The sequence below is a fragment of the Pseudoalteromonas ardens genome (genome assembly GCF_030125445.1).
In the GTDB taxonomy this organism is placed as follows: Bacteria; Pseudomonadota; Gammaproteobacteria; order Enterobacterales; family Alteromonadaceae; genus Pseudoalteromonas; species Pseudoalteromonas ardens.
Genome location: NZ_JASJUV010000004.1, coordinates 404,507 through 423,480 on the forward strand (window position 1 = coordinate 404,507; position 18,974 = coordinate 423,480).

The 18,974-nt window shown below is 49.4% G+C and carries 15 protein-coding genes and 1 tRNA gene; 10 read left to right on the forward strand and 6 right to left on the reverse strand.

The genetic code is table 11. The features are described from left to right. Positions 1-3 precede the first annotated feature (3 nt). Positions 4-1,011, forward strand: a complete 1,008-nt coding sequence (gpsA, locus tag QNM19_RS15485; protein ID WP_010383439.1) for an NAD(P)H-dependent glycerol-3-phosphate dehydrogenase — start codon at positions 4-6, stop codon at positions 1,009-1,011. Positions 1,012-1,079: 68 nt separating this feature from the next. Here the strand turns inward: gpsA and QNM19_RS15490 are convergent, their stop codons facing one another. Then, on the reverse strand, positions 1,080-2,036 hold the full coding sequence (locus QNM19_RS15490; RefSeq protein ID WP_049862901.1) for a methylenetetrahydrofolate reductase: 957 nt from the start codon (positions 2,034-2,036) through the stop codon (positions 1,080-1,082). A gap of 301 nt (positions 2,037-2,337) precedes the next feature. Here QNM19_RS15490 and QNM19_RS15495 point away from each other — a divergent pair, with 301 nt between their 5' ends. From QNM19_RS15495 to QNM19_RS15505, 3 genes are all read left to right on the forward strand, one after another. Next, positions 2,338-5,211, forward strand: coding sequence for a M16 family metallopeptidase (locus tag QNM19_RS15495; RefSeq protein ID WP_284026895.1), 2,874 nt, complete (start codon positions 2,338-2,340; stop codon positions 5,209-5,211). Positions 5,212-5,414: 203 nt separating this feature from the next. Continuing rightward, a complete protein-coding gene (gene cysE, locus QNM19_RS15500) occupies positions 5,415-6,236 on the forward strand; it encodes a serine O-acetyltransferase (protein ID WP_049862932.1) in 822 nt (273 codons plus the stop codon). A gap of 26 nt (positions 6,237-6,262) precedes the next feature. Beyond that, positions 6,263-6,925, forward strand: coding sequence for a hypothetical protein (locus QNM19_RS15505; RefSeq protein ID WP_049862900.1), 663 nt, complete (start codon positions 6,263-6,265; stop codon positions 6,923-6,925). Here the strand turns inward: QNM19_RS15505 and xseA are convergent. Then, on the reverse strand, positions 6,922-8,286 hold the full coding sequence (gene xseA / locus QNM19_RS15510) for an exodeoxyribonuclease VII large subunit (protein ID WP_284026896.1): 1,365 nt from the start codon (positions 8,284-8,286) through the stop codon (positions 6,922-6,924). The two genes, QNM19_RS15505 and xseA, sit on opposite strands and share 4 nt — an antisense overlap. 131 nt (positions 8,287-8,417) lie before the next feature. On the opposite strand from xseA, the gene guaB reads away from it, so the two are divergent. The 5 genes from guaB (at position 8,418) to rimI (ending at position 12,760) form a co-directional block, all read left to right on the forward strand. Then, positions 8,418-9,887, forward strand: a complete 1,470-nt coding sequence (gene guaB / locus QNM19_RS15515) for an IMP dehydrogenase (protein ID WP_010383433.1) — start codon at positions 8,418-8,420, stop codon at positions 9,885-9,887. A gap of 184 nt (positions 9,888-10,071) precedes the next feature. Next, positions 10,072-11,646 carry a glutamine-hydrolyzing GMP synthase gene (gene guaA / locus QNM19_RS15520; RefSeq protein ID WP_049862899.1) on the forward strand — a complete coding sequence of 525 codons (1,575 nt, stop codon included), beginning with the start codon at positions 10,072-10,074 and terminating at the stop codon, positions 11,644-11,646. Positions 11,647-11,794: 148 nt separating this feature from the next. After that, positions 11,795-11,871 (forward strand) — tRNA-Trp (locus QNM19_RS15525). Between the two features lie 107 nt (positions 11,872-11,978). Beyond that, positions 11,979-12,290: a hypothetical protein gene (locus tag QNM19_RS15530; RefSeq protein ID WP_049862898.1), complete on the forward strand. Its 312-nt coding sequence runs from the start codon at positions 11,979-11,981 to the stop codon at positions 12,288-12,290. Continuing rightward, positions 12,287-12,760 (forward strand): ribosomal protein S18-alanine N-acetyltransferase, encoded by a 474-nt coding sequence (gene rimI, locus QNM19_RS15535; RefSeq protein WP_197094209.1) that lies wholly within the window; start codon positions 12,287-12,289, stop codon positions 12,758-12,760. The genes QNM19_RS15530 and rimI overlap by 4 nt, the downstream gene beginning before the upstream one ends. A 43-nt stretch (positions 12,761-12,803) precedes the next feature. On the opposite strand, the gene QNM19_RS15540 is transcribed toward rimI, so the two are convergent. Together QNM19_RS15540 and efpL are read right to left on the reverse strand one after the other, a co-directional pair. Beyond that, positions 12,804-15,467 (reverse strand): ATP-binding protein, encoded by a 2,664-nt coding sequence (locus QNM19_RS15540; protein ID WP_049862897.1) that lies wholly within the window; start codon positions 15,465-15,467, stop codon positions 12,804-12,806. A gap of 188 nt (positions 15,468-15,655) precedes the next feature. After that, the gene (gene efpL, locus QNM19_RS15545; RefSeq protein ID WP_049862896.1) at positions 15,656-16,228 is read right to left on the reverse strand and encodes an elongation factor P-like protein EfpL; all 573 of its coding nucleotides are present in this window, start codon (positions 16,226-16,228) and stop codon (positions 15,656-15,658) included. A 148-nt stretch (positions 16,229-16,376) separates the two neighbouring features. Here efpL and QNM19_RS15550 point away from each other — a divergent pair, with 148 nt between their 5' ends. Further along, positions 16,377-16,976: a DUF6151 family protein gene (locus QNM19_RS15550; protein ID WP_156202133.1), complete on the forward strand. Its 600-nt coding sequence runs from the start codon at positions 16,377-16,379 to the stop codon at positions 16,974-16,976. Here the strand turns inward: QNM19_RS15550 and QNM19_RS15555 are convergent. Beyond that, complete coding sequence (locus QNM19_RS15555; protein ID WP_049862894.1) at positions 16,973-18,310, reverse strand: tetratricopeptide repeat protein; 1,338 nt, start codon at positions 18,308-18,310, stop codon at positions 16,973-16,975. The two genes, QNM19_RS15550 and QNM19_RS15555, sit on opposite strands and share 4 nt — an antisense overlap. Positions 18,311-18,389: 79 nt before the next feature. After that, positions 18,390-18,956, reverse strand: coding sequence for a mechanosensitive ion channel domain-containing protein (locus tag QNM19_RS15560; RefSeq protein WP_049862893.1), 567 nt, complete (start codon positions 18,954-18,956; stop codon positions 18,390-18,392). Positions 18,957-18,974: the final 18 nt, after the last annotated feature.

Genomic DNA, 18,974 nt, shown 5'->3' on the forward strand with positions numbered 1-18,974 from the left:
GTGATGAATACAGCACATTCAGCTGTGACCGTATTAGGGGCGGGGTCGTATGGCACCGCCCTTGCTATTTGTTTTGCCCGCAACGGTCACCAGGTTACTCTTTGGGGACGTGACAGCACTGCCATCGCGCAGTTAGCCAGCTCGCGTCAGAATGCCCGTTATCTGCCAGACATTGATTTCCCAGCTTCATTGCAGCTGGAAGCTTCACTGACCAAGGCCGTCCAGGCCAGTCAGCTGGTCCTGGTGGTGGTGCCCAGTCATGCGTTCGCGCAAACTCTGGAGGCAATTAAGCCACACTTGTTACCTGGTACTAAGGTTGCCTGGGCAACAAAAGGGCTGGAGCCAGATACCGGTCGGTTGTTGCAGGATGTTGCGCTGGACGTACTCGGTGAGCAGGTTCCGCTGGCTGTTTTGTCCGGGCCAACCTTTGCAAAAGAAATGGCGGCCGGGTTACCCACCGCGATTTCAGTGTCATCTCGTTGCGAAGCATTCAGAGGTGAACTGGCTAAGTTGCTGCATTGTGGTCGCTCGTTCCGGGTGTACAGCAATGACGACTTTATCGGTATCCAGTTAGGCGGCGCAGTGAAAAACGTCATCGCCATTGGTGCGGGTATGTCAGATGGTTTTGGCTTTGGTGCTAATGCCAGAACAGCCTTGATCACCCGTGGCCTGGCAGAGCTTTGCCGGCTGGGGCTATCGCTGGGTGCTCGCTCTGAGACCTTTATGGGGATGGCGGGACTGGGCGATCTGATCCTGACTTGTACTGACAACCAATCCCGTAACCGACGTTTTGGTCTGGCTCTGGGTCAGGGTAAAAACGTTGAAGAGGCCATGCAGAGCATTGGCCAGGTGGTTGAAGGATATCGCAACACCAAAGAAGTGTACTTGCTGGCAAAGCGTACTGGCATTGAAATGCCTATCACGGAGCAGATCTATCAGGTGCTGTATCAACAAAAAGACGTCAAAGAAGCGGCCATGGCACTGCTTGGCAGAGAGCAAAAGTCCGAATAACCTGATGTCTGAAAATAAAAAAACCGAGCCAGTGTGCTCGGTTTTTTATTGGTTCCAAATTGGTATTACTAAGCGATCTGCTTTTCCGCCAGTGTCAGCTCCATGGTGGCTTTGAGCAGGCGATAGAGATTGATAGACGCATCGATCTCTTCTTTGCGGTTAGTCAGACTTTCTATGTTCAGTCCCAGCGGAACATCCAGGTGAGCACAACTACGCAGAATTGAATCCAAATTCTCACGACAAATGCGGATCGATTCACTCAGGGTGTTGCCTGCATCCAGCATGCGCCATTTGGTTGCTTCAGGCACGGAAATGCCCAACCATTCCATAAATTGCAAGGTTTTCTCACCGCCGCACGGGGTGAAAGTCAGGATCAGCCGTTTAGGCGCAATGCCTTGCTGTTTGCAGGTGCGGGCATAGCTGGTGATCAAGTCTATGGTGGCCTGTGCATCATAGACGGCCTGAGAAATAAAGAACTCGCAGCCCTGGGTGGTTTTCTCAATCAGTCGCTCGTGTTCATTGCGTTTGGATGCATGACGTTCAGCAATAGTAACCCCACCGAGGAAAAAGTTTTCTTCGTGCTGGGCCAGCGTCTGATACGCCTCTGGCAGTGGTAAATTGATTTTACCTTGCGAAGACGGCGAGCCAACCAGCACTAAATTATTCAGACCAAACTCTTGTTTGGTGGTGCTGAGCCACTGATTAAATTCAGCGCTGTCGCGTTGAGCCACACTTTTATACGTGATCACGTCCAGCTTTGACAAAGACTTGACCAGGCGGCTGTACTCACAGGGATCGACTGTTTCTTTAAACGGAAAAGGACGGGGCACATTGGTGCGACTACTTTCGTCCTGAATGTCGTAAATGATAACGCCGTCGTATTCAATTTCGTGCAGACGGTCGAGTAGCTTAGTGGCAATACGCTCAACTTTGTCTCGCTCCGTACCGGATTTGGGCGGAGTCGTACCAATCAAATATACCCCTTGGTTCGGGTCTAAGATTTTCTCTTGTAGTGATAACGCCATGATCTTGGCTCCGGCAAAAATTCAGTTTCTGGGATCTAATATAGCAGCCATTTAGACGTCTAGATAGATTTTTTTCTTGAAACAAATTCAATACCCATGAAATTCTTTCATATGATTTTGCGGCTTTTGAGCAAGCCGTTGTTTTGCTGATAGCTTTGTTCGGGTCAATGCAGTTCATATTTTTTTACATAAAATGAGCGCGTAAAGATGAATTCAAGCGGGATTGCGGCATAATTGGGAACGATGTGCCTCACTCGCGCGAGGCCAAAAATAATAATCACTACAGATTTAAGGGAAGCATATGAAATTTAAACTACTGGCGACCAGCCTGGCGGTGTCACTGGCACTGACCGGGTGCGTAACCTCTCAGCAATCGACTGAGCAGACGCCAGGCCAAGTTCAGGCCCAGGCAAGTAACAAGGTGTTTGCGCAGGACTACGTCCTGGAAGAGTTGGATAATGGCCTGCGCGTCATGGTGGTGAAAACCGATTATCCTGATGTTGTCTCGTTACAGATCCCCGTGTCTGTTGGTTCGCGTAATGAAGTTGAACCGGGTCGCACCGGATTTGCGCACTTTTTTGAGCACATGATGTTTAAGGGCTCAGAGAAATTCCCCCAAGATGTGTACGCTGACATCCTGAAAAATTCAGGCGTAGATAACCGCGCTTACACCACCAATGATTATACTAACTACCATCTGAACTTCTCTAAAGAGCACCTGGACAAGGTTTTAGAGATCAAAGCCGATATTTTTCAGAACCTGAGCTATAGCGAGTCTCAGTTCCGCACCGAAGCCTTAACGGTAAAGGGCGAATACCTGAAGAACAACGCCAGTCCTATTCGCAAGCTGTTAAGTGCTGTGCGTAAAGAAGCCTTTGATAAACATACCTATAAGCACACCACGATGGGTTTCTTCGAAGATATCGAAGCCATGCCAGACCAGATGGCGTATGGTCAGGTTTTCTTTGAGCGCTTTTATAAGCCGGAATATGTCTCGATTGTGATTGTCGGCGACGTGGATCCGCAGGAAACCATGAAGATGGTTAAAAAACACTGGGGTGGCTGGCAGCGCGGTAATTACGTTGCTGATATTCCGGTTGAGCCACAGCAGCAGCAAGCCAGATACGTGCATGAGCATTATGACGGCCTGCCTGGTCATTGGCTATTGGTCTCTTACAAAGGCACAGCGTGGGAGCCACAGAAAAAAGATCGTGCGGCACTGGATCTGATCTCACAACTGTATTTCTCTGAAAACTCAGAGCTGTATCAAGAGCTGGTAGTCGATAAGCAAATTGCCAGTCAGATGTTTACCTACAATGCCGAGACCAAAGATCCGGGCCTGCTGCATGTTTTTGTGAAGGTGAATGAAGAAAGTGACCTGGCCGTAGTGCGTGACGCCATCAACCGTACTTATGCGACTGCGCGCACTGAGCTGGTCGACAGCGATAAACTCGCAGCACTTAAATCTAATCTTAAATACAACTTTGCGAACGGGCTGGACTCATCACAGGCGATTGCCAGCATGCTGGCGGAGTACATGCACTTTGAGCGCGATCCGGAAGTGATCAACACGTTGTATGCGACCAGTGATTCAGTGAGCGCCGAGGATATTCGCGATGTAGCCAACCGTTATTTTGTTGACAGCGGTCGTACCACAGTGACTATGTCTGATCTGACGGAAGTGGCGGGGTTTGACAAAGAAGTTGAGCTGGATAACCTGGTTGCACAACTTAGCCAGCCAAAACAGCAGTATTTCTCTGTACTGGATAACACCAATGCTTCACCTCTGGTAGATGTAAACTTGTTATTCTATACCGGCGCGGCGGCCGATCCGAAAGGGAAAAAAGGCGTCGCAGCATTGACTGCAGCCATGATTGCTAATGGCGGCTCGCAGAGCAAGTCGTATAAAGAAATCCAAAAGGCACTTTATCCGATTGCGGGAAGCTTCGATTATCAGATCGACAAAGAAATGCTGTCGTTACGTGGTCGTGTGCACAAAGACAATGCGTCGCAGTGGTATGCGTTAGTCAGTGAGCAGTTACTCAACCCGGGTTTCCGTGAAGATGATTTTAAACGTCTGAAAAAAGAGATGATTGACAACATCAAGGCGGGCCTTAAAGCATCTAACGATGAAGAACTGGGTAAAGAAGTGCTCTACCACAAGCTATATCAGGGTCACCCCTATGAGAGCTACAACCTGGGCGATTTATCGGATCTGGAAGCACTGACACTGGATGATGTAAAAGCCTTCTATCGCAGTGAGTTTACACAGGCCAAGCTGAATGTTGGCATCACAGGTGCGCTTAATGACAAGCTTAAAGCGCGTATGCTGAGTGACCTGGCGCAACTGCCTAAAGGTGAGGTATCTCGCCTGACTATCCCGGATGCACCGGCACTGACTGGCCGCCATGCAACCATCATAGAAAAGAGCGCTAAATCAACAGCGGTCTCTTTTGGCTTCCCAATTGATACCATCCGCAGCAGCAAAGACTGGACTGCACTGTGGTTAGTACGCTCTTACTTTGGTGAGCACCGTAACTCGAATGCTTATCTGTTCCAGCGTATTCGTCAGGTACGCGGCATGAACTATGGTGATTATGCTTACATTGAGTATTTCCCACGTGGCATGTTCCAGACTAAGCCAGATGCAAACCTGGGTCGCTCTGAGCAAATTTTCCAGGTGTGGCTGCGTCCGTTGCGTTCGAACAACGATGCACACTTCGCCACGCGCGTCGCGCAATATGAACTGGATAAACTGATCAATGACGGTATGACTGAAGGTGACTTCCAGGCAACGCGTAACTTCCTGAGCAACTTTGTACCTCAGATGGTAGCCAGTCAGGATCGTCAGCTGGGTTATGCACTGGATAGCCAGTTCTACAATACCGATGAGTTTGTCAGTTATGTTCGCGACCAGCTGGCATCTTTGACCGTCGAAGATGTGAATCGGGTGATCCGTGAAAACCTGCAAAGTGACAATATTCACTACGTGTTTGTTACGGGCGATGCGGCTGATATGAAAGCGCGTTTGGCTAATCAGACAGAATCGCCAATGCACTATAATGCTGAGAAACCACAAGTACTTATCGATGAAGATAAGCACATCGCCAATTACAAGCTCGCTATCCCAGCTGCGAACATCGACGTGATGAACGCAGAAGCGGTATTTAAGTAACCTCAGGCCGGAGTTCCATCGCGGACTCCTTGCTTGTTCAGGCGGATCTGCAATCCGCCTGCTTTTCATCCATCTCCAATCCGTTGTTTCGGGTTATAATTAATAACAAATTGATGCAAGAAGCATTTGACTATCACTGCTAATTTACGCATTTGCAGGGTAAGATAGAACAAGGCCTTGGAATAATTGAAATAGTGCAGTTTATGAGACACGAGATCTGGCAAAAGCTTCGTCAGGAAGCAACCGAATTAGTAGACCGCGAGCCGTTGCTCGCCAGCCATGTTTACTCAAGTATTTTAAATCATGATTGTCTGGGCGCAGCATTGAGCTTTATTGTTGCTAACAAGCTGGCAGACGCCGTGGTATCGGCATTTACTATTCGTGAATTGTTTGATCAGGCCTTTGTGGATTGTGACCGTATGCTGACTCATGTGGCGCATGATATAAAAGCAGTTAAAGATCGTGACCCGGCTGCCGATAGTTACCTTAACGTTATTTCAAACCTTAAGGGCTTCCATGCAATACAAGCACACCGACTCGCACATTGCTTATGGCGACAAGACAGAAAAGAGCTCGCCCGTTTTGTCCAAAGTCGTTCATCCGAAGTATTTGGTGTTGATATCCATCCTGCTTGTAAAGTCGGCCATGGCATTATGTTTGACCATGCGACTGGTATAGTCATAGGTGAAACAGCCGTCATAGAAAACAACGTCTCAATCTTGCAGTCGGTAACCTTAGGGGGAACCGGTAATGAGCAAGGCGACCGTCACCCTAAAATACGCGCAGGTGTATTGATTGGCGCAGGGGCAAAAGTGTTGGGTAATATTGAAGTGGGCGAAGGTGCACGCATAGGTGCAGGCTCAGTGGTCCTTAAAGCAGTCGCTCCACATACAACTGTAGTGGGTGTGCCTGCGAAAGTTGTTGGTAATCCTCCTTGCGCGTGTCCGGCCGAATCCATGGATCAGAACTTTCTTGATGAAGATTTGATTGCCCGTAACGAATCTCATACCAGCGCGATGCTCTAGCATTTAATTGACCTCAAGGCGGGCTGATGGATAACCTGGGCCAAAAAGTGTGCTGGATGCTACTGGGAGCAGCGATTGCAGCACCATTGACCTGGTGGGCTGTAACCCCTACATCGACTCCACTGTCAGAATACGCGGAGCCCGTTTCACCTCGGGCTCAACAGCCAACTGCCTCATTGTCAAACACGCTCTCTGATGGAGAAACCTCCGACAATTCACAAGACAGGGCAGAACTCACCGCATTGCAGCAACAGGTTCAACAGTTACAAGGGGAACTAGCTCAGCTGGAGGCACAAGCCGATTCGGCGTCTGAGTCATCGGCACAGCATCAGCAAGTGACTTCATCTGGCAACATTCATCGTCAGCTGGCAGATATTTTTCGCACGGAAGCACGTGACCCGGTGTGGGCCGATGAACTCGAGTTACAGCTCGGTGATTTTCTTTATACCAGTGACTTAAGCACTTACTTCGCATACGCCAGCTATGGCTGTAAACGCCATGTGTGTCAGTTAAGTTTTGTACCACGCAGCCAGGGCGTAGATGCTATGCAATGGCAGCGCCTCAATGATAGCCTCTTTAACAGCCCCTGGATAACGCACTTTAAGGTCAGTTCGGCTCAACAAACGGCGCAAGGGATGCAAGTGCATCTGAGCACCAAAAGCATCCGTCAATTGAGCACAGAGTATTAACCATTTTCTTTGTTGTCAGTGTGGGGATGGAGTTCCAGCACTTGTGTCTGTACGCGGCCATCATGCAATTCTGTCATCAGTAAGTCACCAACGGCCACATCCTGGATTGACTTGACGACTTGCTCACCTGACTTGGTAATGCTGTAGCCACGTGACAATACCGCCAATGGGCTAACGCTATCTAGCCTGGCTGCCAGCACAGCAAGTTGCTGCTGGTGTTGCTGTTGCGATGTTTGCATCGCACGCGTGAGCTTGTCTTTCAGTCCATCAAGGTGTTGGCTGGCATAACGTAGCTTTTGCTGCGGGTGAAATTGTTGTAAGCGGTGTTGTGCCAGTGAAACCCGGCTTTGTGCTCGGTGTTGCTGGTGGCTGATCGCCCGGTGCAGCCGACCACTCAATTCATCTACTTTTTGTGCTTGTTGCATCAGCTGAGTTTGCGGGTGTTGTAGCAGCAGGCGTTGATGGGCATTGTGTAACTGTTGCGTTTGCTGAGCCAGATAACGCTGCATGGCACCTTCCAGTCGCTGTTTTTGTTGACGGACCTGAGCCAGAATTTCTGCCCCATCAGGGCTGACCAGTTCTGCGGCAGCGGAAGGGGTGGGGGCACGCAGATCGGCCACATAATCGCTGATGGTGGTGTCGATTTCATGACCGACGGCACTGATCACAGGCAACTCGCTGGTAAATACTGCTCTGGCCACCGTTTCTTCATTAAAGCACCAGAGATCTTCGAGCGATCCACCACCACGGCCGACGATCAACACATCCACTTCATTACGGCGATTGGCGAGGGCGATTTGTGCGGCAATTTGCCGGTGGGCTTCCTGACCCTGTACTTGAGTCGGATAGATCACCACTTCCAGCTGAGGTGCACGACGTTTCAGAACCGACAAAATGTCTCTGACTGCGGCCCCGGTCGGAGAGGTCACGACACCCACCCGGTTTATGCGTGCAGGCAGTGGTTGCTTATGCTGGCTACTGAATAAGCCTTCACCGGCCAGGCGCAGTTTGAGGGCATCGAACTGCTGCTTTAATAAGCCTTCGCCTGCTGGTGCCATATGTTCAACGATGAGCTGATAGTCTCCGCGTGGTTCATACACGGATACGCGAGCCTGGGCTAAAACCTGCTCACCGTTTTGTGGTCGGTAGCGGCAATAGCGGTTATTACCGCGCCACATGGCGGCTTTTACTTGTGCTTTGTCATCTTTAAGAGAGAAATACCAGTGCCCGGATGCCGGAGCAACAAAGTTAGAGATCTCGCCGGTCAGCTGTAAAGAAGCGAACCCCTGTTCCAGCAAACTGCGGATCTCACGATTCAGGCGTGAGACCGAATAAACTTTTTCTTGTTGTGGCAACGACATACTCAGCTCCATAAAAAATTCACGAACACTCTAACATATTTTTGCTAAATTTTATTTACTCGCATAAGGAACGCTGATAAAATGCGCACGCAATTCCTTATACTCAGTTTCACTTGAGAGATGCCGCACACATGCTAAGAATTGCAAAAGAAGCCCTTACCTTTGACGACGTACTTTTAGTACCTGCTCATTCGACTGTTCTACCACACACTGCGAACTTAAAAACACGCCTGACTCGTGGTATTGAACTTAATTTGCCATTAGTTTCTGCCTCTATGGACACAGTAACTGAAGCACGCCTTGCAATTGCTCTTGCACAGGAAGGTGGCATCGGATTCATCCATAAGAACATGACCATTGAAGAACAAGCGCGCAATGTACGCAAAGTAAAAGCGTATGAAGCGGGGATTGTGTCTTTCCCTGTGACTGTGACTGCGGATAAAACCATTGCTGATACACTGGCACTGGCTGAAGAAAACGGTTTTTCAGGTTTCCCTGTTGTGGGTGAAAACAACCTGCTGGAAGGCATTATCACCAGCCGTGACATGCGTTTCGAGACCAAACTAGATCAACCTGTTTCATCTGTGATGACACAAAAAGCCGATCTGGTTACGGTAAAAGAAGGCGCCTCACGTGAGGAGATCCTCGGCCTGATGCACGAGCACCGCATCGAAAAAATCTTAGTCGTTGATGATGCTTTTAAACTGAAAGGTATGATCACGGTTAAGGATTACCAAAAAGCGCAAGAAAAGCCAAATGCCTGTAAAGACGAGCAAGGTCGCCTTCGTGTAGGTGCTGCTGTGGGCGTAGGCGCCGGTACTGATGAGCGTATTGAAGCTTTGGTTGCTGCGGGTGTAGATGTATTGCTTATCGATACTTCACATGGCCATTCTCAGGGCGTTATCGATCGTGTTAAGGCAACCCGTGAAGCGTATCCGGATCTGCAAATCGTAGCGGGTAACGTGGCAACAGCAGACGGTGCAATTGCACTGGCTGACGCCGGTGTAGATGCAGTTAAAGTGGGCATTGGTCCAGGTTCAATCTGTACTACACGTATTGTAACTGGGTGTGGTGTGCCTCAAATCACAGCAATTTCAGATGCCGTTGATGGTCTGAAAGGGCGTGACATTCCGGTTATCGCTGATGGTGGTATTCGCTTCTCAGGTGACATTGTTAAAGCTCTGGTTGCTGGTGCATCGTGTGTCATGGTGGGGTCAATGCTGGCCGGTACTGAAGAAGCACCGGGTGAAGTTGAACTGTATCAGGGCCGTTACTACAAGTCATACCGTGGTATGGGTTCTCTGGGCGCGATGAACCAAAAAGAAGGTTCATCAGACCGTTACTTCCAGAAGAGCAACTCAGCTGAAAAACTGGTACCAGAGGGTATTGAAGGCCGCGTGGCTTATAAAGGCCCAATCGCCACCATTATTCATCAGCAAGTGGGCGGGATCCGCAGTGCCATGGGCCTGACTGGGTGTGCCACTATTTTGGAACTGAACACTAAGCCGCAGTTTGTCCGCGTGACTTCGGCGGGTATGGGTGAGTCGCACGTCCACGACGTGCAGATCACCAAAGAGGCTCCAAACTACCGCATGGGTTAACCCCGGCGGGTTAAAAGTGGGCTGGCGGTTGCCGGCCCTTCTTAATTTTAGTGTCTGCCTTTATCTGGCGGATACAAATAGTCAAATACAATGCGTTGGGCAGGCAAACTTGCCCGGCCATTTAGGTAAAGTATTTTTCTTATGCTTTACTAGTTTTATCGCTTCCTAACAAACGAGATTATCAATGAGCAAAGACATCCATGATTCCCGTATTTTGATCTTAGATTTTGGTTCTCAATACACTCAATTGATCGCCCGCCGCATCCGTGAGATCGGCGTTTACTGTGAGCTATGGGCCTGGGATGTAACCGAAGAGCAGATCCGCGAATTTAATCCGCAGGGTATCATTCTGTCAGGTGGTCCTGAGTCAACGACTTTAGAAGGCAGCCCTCGCGCTCCAGAATATGTGTTCAACGCAGGTGTGCCTGTGCTTGGTATCTGTTACGGCATGCAAACCATGGCGTCACAGCTGGGTGGTAAGGTACACAGCTCAGATAAGAAAGAGTTTGGTTACGCGAAAGTTGAAAAAGTCGGTAACTGTGCCTTGTTCGAAGCGATTGAAGATCACATTGAAGACGGTATTGGTAAACTGGACGTATGGATGAGCCATGGTGACAAAGTCATCGAGATTCCGGAACAATTTATCACGTCTGCAAAAACAGACACCTGCCCGCACGCTGCGATGTCTTGGGAAGAAAAGCGTTTCTACGGTGTGCAGTTCCATCCGGAAGTGACACACACGCAACAAGGCCTGCGCCTGCTTGAGCGTTTTGCGACGGATATCTGTGGCTGTGAAAAGCTCTGGACGCCGAGCCAGATTATTGAAGATGCGGTTGCTCGTATTAAAGAGCAAGTGGGTGACGATGAAGTGATCCTGGGTCTGTCAGGTGGTGTTGATTCATCTGTGGTGGCGATGCTGATCAACCGCGCTATTGGCGATAAACTGACGTGTGTATTCGTTGACAATGGTCTGCTTCGTTTGAATGAAGGCCAGCAGGTCATGGACATGTTCGGTGATAAATTTGGCCTGAACATCGTTAAAGTGGATGCTGAAGATCGCTTCCTGAATGCACTGAAAGGCATTGATGACCCGGAAGCTAAGCGTAAAGCGATTGGCCACACCTTCATTGAAGTATTTGATGAGGAAGCGGGCAAGCGTGTTAATGCAAAATGGCTGGCACAGGGCACCATCTACCCGGACGTGATCGAATCTGCAGCATCAGCCACGGGTAAAGCACATGTGATTAAGTCACACCACAATGTGGGTGGTCTTCCGGAAGACATGGAGCTGGGTCTGGTGGAGCCGCTACGTGAGTTGTTCAAAGACGAAGTACGTAAGATTGGCCTGGAGCTGGGCTTGCCGTACGATATGCTATACCGCCACCCGTTCCCGGGTCCTGGTCTGGGTGTTCGTGTACTGGGCGAGATCAAGAAAGAATACTGCGATCTGCTGCGTCGTGCCGATGCTATCTTCATCGAAGAGCTGCATAAAGCTGACCTGTATCACAAAGTGTCTCAGGCTTTCACTGTGTTCCTGCCGGTGCGTTCAGTAGGCGTTATGGGTGATGCGCGTAAGTACGACTGGGTTGTCTCTTTGCGTTGTGTAGAAACCATCGACTTTATGACGGCGCGTTGGTCACACCTGCCGTATGAGTTCCTGGGTCAGGTGTCAAACCGTATCATCAACGAGATCGACGGTATTTCTCGCGTAGTATATGACATCTCAGGTAAACCACCTGCGACGATTGAGTGGGAATAAGCATCAGTTTTATCAGCTGAATTAGGTTAAGAACAGGGCGGATCGGGTTACCATTCGCCCTTTTTGCTGATAAAAACAGCAAACGATCAGAAAGTTGCTTTTTTTTCTTTACCTTTTCAATTAGCTCATTATAATGCGTCGACATTGCAGGGGCGTAGTTCCAATTGGTAGAACAGCGGTCTCCAAAACCGATGGTTGCGGGTTCGAGTCCTGCCGCCCCTGCCACTTCCTTCTTTATTTCTTAGTAATTCCCTTATTTTACACAATTCAGATTGCAGTCGTTGCACGCATATTCTAGAATCCTCAGCATTTAATTTTTCCGGTGTTTTTGCATGCATGCAACTCAGGCTCAGTTACTTGGTGTAATGCCACTTAAACTCAAATCTGCTTTTGATCCCAACCCTCAGCCTGGTGCGCTTGTGTCTCAGCAAGTGGAGCAAGCTGATGTCGTCCTGACGCTAAGCGCGCGGTTTCAACAGGATATCTGTACAGCAGCCAATGCCAGCGAACTCACTGTCTTTGCAGGCGATACCATCAGCTGGACGTGTCACGCACAGCAGGCTCACCTGGTTATACCGGATACGCAACTGAGTGCAGAGCAAAAGCGGGCAGTGTGGCAGCAGATCTGGAGTGAGCAATCATGACCATTTCTATCAGGCCTGATCACCTTGCTGCCTTGCCATTGCAACAAGTCATGGATATTGAACAGGCCTGCCATACACACCCCTGGACCAGCAAGACCATGCAGTCGTGTCTGAGTGGCCGTTATTTCAATGCTGCTATGTATTTGGATGAGCAACTGGTTGGCTTTTATGTAGGTGAGCGGGCTGGTCCGGACTTTACGCTGATGGACATCTGTATCACGCCTGCTTGTCAGGGGCAGGGCCTCGCCAGTCAGTTGTTGGCGCACTTCATGGCACGCTGTGAGCAAGACCGTGCCGAAAATATCTTTTTGGAAGTGCGGGTCGGTAATGAAGCGGCCATTGGTTTATATCACAAGGCTGGATTTACGGAGATGGGCGTGCGTAAAAACTACTATCCCAGCACGGATGGTAAAGAAGATGCGTTGCTGATGGGGAAAGTGCTGTTTGACCCTGAACTCATGGATCATTGAGCATATTAACTCTACCTATGCTTGCGAAACAGACTCGTCAGAATCAGGCGTGTTCCTGCTCCAGCGTATATCTGATTGCCTGTGTAAGCGTCAGCATGGCATATTCCCACTTTGTTGGATTGTCTTCGCGCAAGCAGGTTTCCAAATCGCCGGCGGCACTGTGGATGTTGTTAAAGCCAAAGCACCCGGCGCTGCCTTTGAGACTGTGCGCCAACGCCCTGAGAGATTCCCATTCCTGATCCCCAAACAGCTGTTCCAGCTGAATGAGTTGATCGGGCAATTTTTCGACGTAGTTGCGACTGATTTGTAAGTACTTTTCGCTTTGTAAAAGTGAGTTCCACTGAGAGTTCTTGTCGTCTTCCAGTTGTAAGTAATTAAGCAGGACTGCGCCGAGCTTTTCACGGTCAATGGGTTTGGCGAGTGTTGCATCACACCCGGCTGCCAGGTAGGTATCAATGTCATGTTTCATAACATTGGCTGTCAGCGCAATGATAGGGCCATCATAAGCGGCATGACGCAGCATTTCAGTGGCTTCAAGGCCACCCATGACCGGCATTTGCATGTCCATTAGGATCAAATCGTAATCGTTGACCAGTGCCATCTCCACGGCTTGTGCGCCATTGCTGGCAATATCTGGTTTGAGTCCCCAAGCTCCGAGGAGTAAGGTCAGCAGCTCCTGGTTATCCGGGTTATCCTCGGCGAGCAGAATTTCTGCCTCCAGCTGGGTTTGGTCCAGTTGCTGGGCAGATACTACGTGATCGTGTGACAGCTGGCCTTCATCGTCAATCCAGGCAAAATCTTGCGTCGGATGGTTGGCTGCAACGCTAATGTTAAAGCAACTGCCGACCCCTTGAGCACTTTCTACGCTGACGTCTCCACCTAATAGCTGAGCCAGATTTTTCGAGATACATAGTCCCAGACCAGTGCCACCGAAGCGTCTGGTGGTGGTGGAATCAGCCTGCTCAAAGGGCTTAAATACACGAGACATCTCGCCTTGCGACATACCAATGCCACTGTCTTTGACTTCAAATTCAAATCGGGCTGTGTCTGAGCGGTACCGGGCATTGATCTGAATACTGCCTGTCTCAGTAAACTTAACCGCATTCGTTGCGATGTTAAGCAGGATCTGCTTGAGACGGGTTTCATCACTGAAGAGTTGCTGAGGCAGCGGTAAGGCATAGTGTACGGTGAAATCCAGCTGCTTTTGCTCTGCCATGGGCGCAATAATTGACTCCACATCCTTCAGCAAATGAAGCAATTCTATGGGGTCTTGTTCAACAGCCAGTTTCTCGGCCTCAATCTTGGACAAGTCCAGAATGTTATTGATTAATTCCAGTAAGTGCCTGGAATTGCGCAAAATGGTATCCAGGTGCAGGGCTGAGTTAGTGGCATTAGGGTAATGAAGTATCTGCTCGGTAAAGCCCATAATGGCAGTCAGCGGTGTACGGATCTCGTGGCTCATATTGGCCAGGAAACGGCTTTTCAGCTGGCTGGCTTGTTCGGCTTCGGCAATCGCCACCTCTAGCTGCCTATTCATTTCTTCCAGCGCCCGGGTACGGTTTTCGACTTTTTCTTCCAGATGCAGTTTGTAGTCTTCCAGCTCCCCCTGGAAATCCCGGATCTGCTTGATCATATGGTTAAAGTCATCAAACAAAATGCCAACTTCGTCATCGTCATGGGCGGGTAGCGCAACCGATAAGTCGCCATCCCCGACACGGTGGCTGGCTTCCCCGAGCAGTTCTATGGGAGTCAGCAGTAAGTTTCTCACCACAATGAAGATCAGAATGGGAAGTGTAATGACGGACAGGATAACAATCAGGGCGGTGGTCAGGCTGATCGCTTTACCTGACTGATATAAAATTGTTTTAGGTATGGTTGAGATATAATAATAACCGCCACTGAGCTGTGCGCTGTAGGTCATGCGCCGCAGGTTATCAATGGACGGTAACACCAGAGAGTCCAGTTTTCCTTTATCTGCCAGACCATTGATCTGTGCCATTTCCTCAGCGCTCAAAAAGCTCTGATTAAAATGACTGTCGGAGCTGAATAAGACTTCGCCCGACGCTGAAACCAGCAGATTCAGCGTGTTGTCATAGGGGGCTTCCAGAATACTGCTACTGATGATTGACGGGGCGACCTGAACAATAATGTAGCCCTCACGCTGAGGCCGGTTTAGGTTGAAGTCCACCCCATAAATCTGCTGCACAAAATACAGCTGTGTGCCACCGTTATGGGACGCTTGCATAAACTGCTGCTGGCGTAAGTTACTTTGTCGGACTTGGGCAAAAAAGGGATAGGACTGAGGCGCCCGGTTCAGATTACTGGCATAAAAGGCATGACTCTGGCCATGTTCATTAACCAGGTTGATACTAATGATATCCGGATAGGCCTCGCTGTAACTGGCAAACACATCCATGAGTGCACCCAGACGTTGTGTTTTTTCCTGAGTTTCATTTTCTGGCAGGCTTAAAAAATCACTGAGTACCGGGGAGGTTGACAGCAACTTGGTCGTGGATTGATAGATTTCCATATAGTTGAACATTTTTTGCTGCTGTTGTTCAACGAAGCGACTGACAATGAGTTTTGCCTGCTTTTGGGTAGAGCTGGTGACATTGGTCAGTGTAAAGCCGCCGAGCAGTAGCAGCGGCAATATCACCAAGGGGGTGATATACCATAATAGCCTGATACTCAGCTTACTTGTCTTCATCCGTGTTTAATTCCATCTATCAACTTGGTGCTGAAGCACTTCAGTATGACCACAAACGTGTCCGATTAGTGTGTTATTGTGGGTTATGTTACCGATTTTTGCGCAAAACGGCTATGCTATCTCATAAATTGGTTGAACTTTAAACGCATCAGCAGGGTGCCCGCGTGTGTCCCGCGAGCACCACAGACTTAACTGTCTGCGCGGCTCATGAACTTAGATTCCGCAGTGTTAATTTTAATTTTATCACCGCTGGAAATGTGCTCAGGTACCTGTACGACTAGGCCCGTTGTCAACGTGGCAGGCTTAGTACGGGCGCTGGCCGATGCACCTTTGATAGAGGGCGCAGTATCTTCGATTACCAGCTCAACGCTTGAAGGCAAATCTAATGATACCGGTGTGCCTTCTACAACTACAATCAACAGGCCTTTGGTTTCTTCATTGATGAATAGCACCTGTTCAGCAATCGAGTCTTTATGGATGTGATAAGGAGTATAGTCCTCTTCATCCATGAACACATATTCGTCACCATCAATGTAAGAAAGCATTGCCGGGCGACGTGTTAAATCGGCCAGTTGCAGCATTTCTTCGGCTTTAAAGGTTTCATCGACTTTACCGCCATTGACGACATCGTACATACGCATACGGTATAAACTGCCGCCAGCACGACCTTGCGGTACAGAGCGCTCAATATCTCGGACGATCATTACGCGACCATTATAATCAATCGCGGCGTGTTTTTTTATTTCACTGGCTTTAGGCATAAAAGGCTTCCTGTTAGTCTAAACTGAGCGAGAAGTTAGCATGAAGTCGGGATCTCGCCAAGTACTGTGTTCCCAATCGGTTTGTTCTACAATGCGGGCCTGATAGGCGAAGCATTGTAGAACAGGGAAATCTGGTGAGGAGAGAAAGGTGAGATCAGGCATGATGATTGAAGGGTTTAAACTGGGTTGTCGGTGTGGTCAGGTTACCGGACGCATCGCTGCGCACCCGCGCTGGCAAGGGAATCGTCTGACCTGCTATTGTCAGGATTGTCGTGCGTATCTGCATCACCTGGAACAGGCGGACTCTCTCAACGACTTTGGCGGAACGGATATTTATCAGGTGCCTCCGGCGCACGTCAGTATCTTAACAGGGCATGATCAGCTAGCCTGCTTGCAGCTGACCAAGGGCGGCGTTTACCGCTGGTACTCTAAATGTTGTCACACTCCGGTTGGTAATTGTTTTAGCTCTTTCTGGCCCATGGTGGGGATCATACATAGCTTTGTGCGCGAACCGCTCGATACTTTGGTGGGCCCCACTTCGGGGAGTGTCTATTGCCGCGGCGCGCTAGGTCGATTGCCAGATGAGCTCAAAGGCACACGCTCACAAAAGGTGATGGTGCTGCGGTTGATCACTAAGTTGCTGGCCTGGAAGCTGTGTGGCAAAAACTCACCCTCAGTATTTTTTGTAAACGGCGAACCGCTGGCAGCGCCACAGCAGCTTTATTCATGTCCTGCAGGCAAAGGCTAAAGCGAGTAGAGACTCGACATCGCCTGGTAACTTAATCCAAAGTGCTGATTAAACCAGTTATTGACGTAATCATGTTGTGGTGCAAGCTTGGCGCAGCGCAGTACATATTCGCCATCGGCTGCACCGAGTTGATCTTCGCAGTAGGTTTGCAGCCACACCCGATCCAGATCTGCGACAAACTGAGTATGTAACTCTGTGAGCTGTTTGTCTAAATGCGTGCTGACATCCAGGAATTGGGCTTGTTGTGGTTCCAGATCTAAATCGGGGAAGTCTGCATAATGGCTTTGCGTATGATGCACCTGACTATCGTCCACTTTATGCTCTATCCGTTGCCCACCCAGGCGCCCCAGGTACATCATATCCAGACTGTAATGTTCCGTGAATTCAGTTACCGGATATTGATAGGTTTGCGCTACCTCAACGTCTATAAAAGAGCCCGGCTCGTTCGGGTCAGGCTGTGGTTGTTCCAGCGTGTAATGCTTTTGTCTGTTCACCAGTTTAGTATTGCGGCTGTGTTTGAAAGTGGCATGGACGTTGAGCGTGAAGGTCCCCTCACCTTGAGGGTGATACCATAAGCTGTCCCGAAAAGCGTCATTTAGCTGAGATAAGACAGTCTGAAGGCGTTGTTTTTGTGTGCTTGTGTCGTGCAGTTGCACGGTGAGCTTTGGTGCTATGCGGATCTCGGAATACAAGGCCCGGGCAGTCACGCGTTGTGCGGGGTGGCTGGCAATGTTCCAGGCTTGACAATATTTGCGATAAAAGCGCTGTAAGAACAGGCGATCTTTGCTCTGCGATGTACTGAGTTTTTCACACTGTCGTTCGGCATTGACTTGCAACTGCGCCTGATACTGAGCAAATGTGTTGCCCAGTCTGGCATTGGCAATTAAAAATGCATAACGCAATTCGAAGTATCGAAACGGATCCGGAAAGGCTGAGCGCGACAGTGACAAAGCTTCTTGCCTGAGCCAGCTGGTTGCATATCGCAGCTCTTCATTTTGGGTTTCTGCCATAGGCCCGATGGGCTCTATGTGCCAGTTCACCTGGTTACGCAGTAAGGTCTCCAGTTTGAGTGCCGCGCCGGTATGGTTGCCAGACAGACGCAACATGCGTACGTCAATGAGTCCACGGTCGATGATTTTATTGCGCGCCAGGGTGAGCCGCTGACGTGCTTCTACATCCTGAGGGTCTTCGGCGAGGGCTTGTTCGTAGAACTCGGCGGATTGATCATACATGCCAGCCTCATACAACTTGTCTCCTTTTTCAACCAGGCTTTTACAGCCTGATAATAACAGTACGCCCGCAATCATAATGGCACACAGCTTGGTTGTCTTCATTGTCCTTTCCTTGTTCATATTGAGATACCTTCGTATATCATGCGTTATGTCACTATTGTGTGACAATCGACAGTTTTGGCTATCTTTTGGGACCTAGCACCCGTCGCTCAGTAATGTTTTTCGGTTTGGCCGGCGCTTCGGTCAACACCCAGACTGGACGTGTGACGAACAGGTTGTTGGGGTAGACCACTTTATGCCCATCGACATGACGTAACACCACATTCATCAGCCCCATCTCGACAATACAGCCTTCGATGGCGTTGGCGCCATCTATGACCCTGACCCAGTTGCCAAGACGAAAGTCATTTTGCACAAACATGATTAAAAAAGCAGTCAGGTTGCTAAGCAAAGACCACGCGGCAAACAGGGCAACGCCGAGCATGGCAAATAGGGAGGAACCCAGCACTAATAAACCGCGTAACTCGATCCCCCAGAACACCAGTAACAGGCATAACAACACTGTACCAACCAGCCCTTTGAGCAGTAGCTCAGCCCGTTGTTGACGGTGCAGATCGATTTTACCCCGGGTGATCCGATGGAGTATTTTGAGAGCCAGTTTGAGCAGCAAAGGAAACAGGAAAACGAACAGCAGTGTGACTATCAGTTTGTACTCAGTGAGCAGGAAAGTCGTAATTGCTTCAGGCACGTGGCAGACCTATTTATA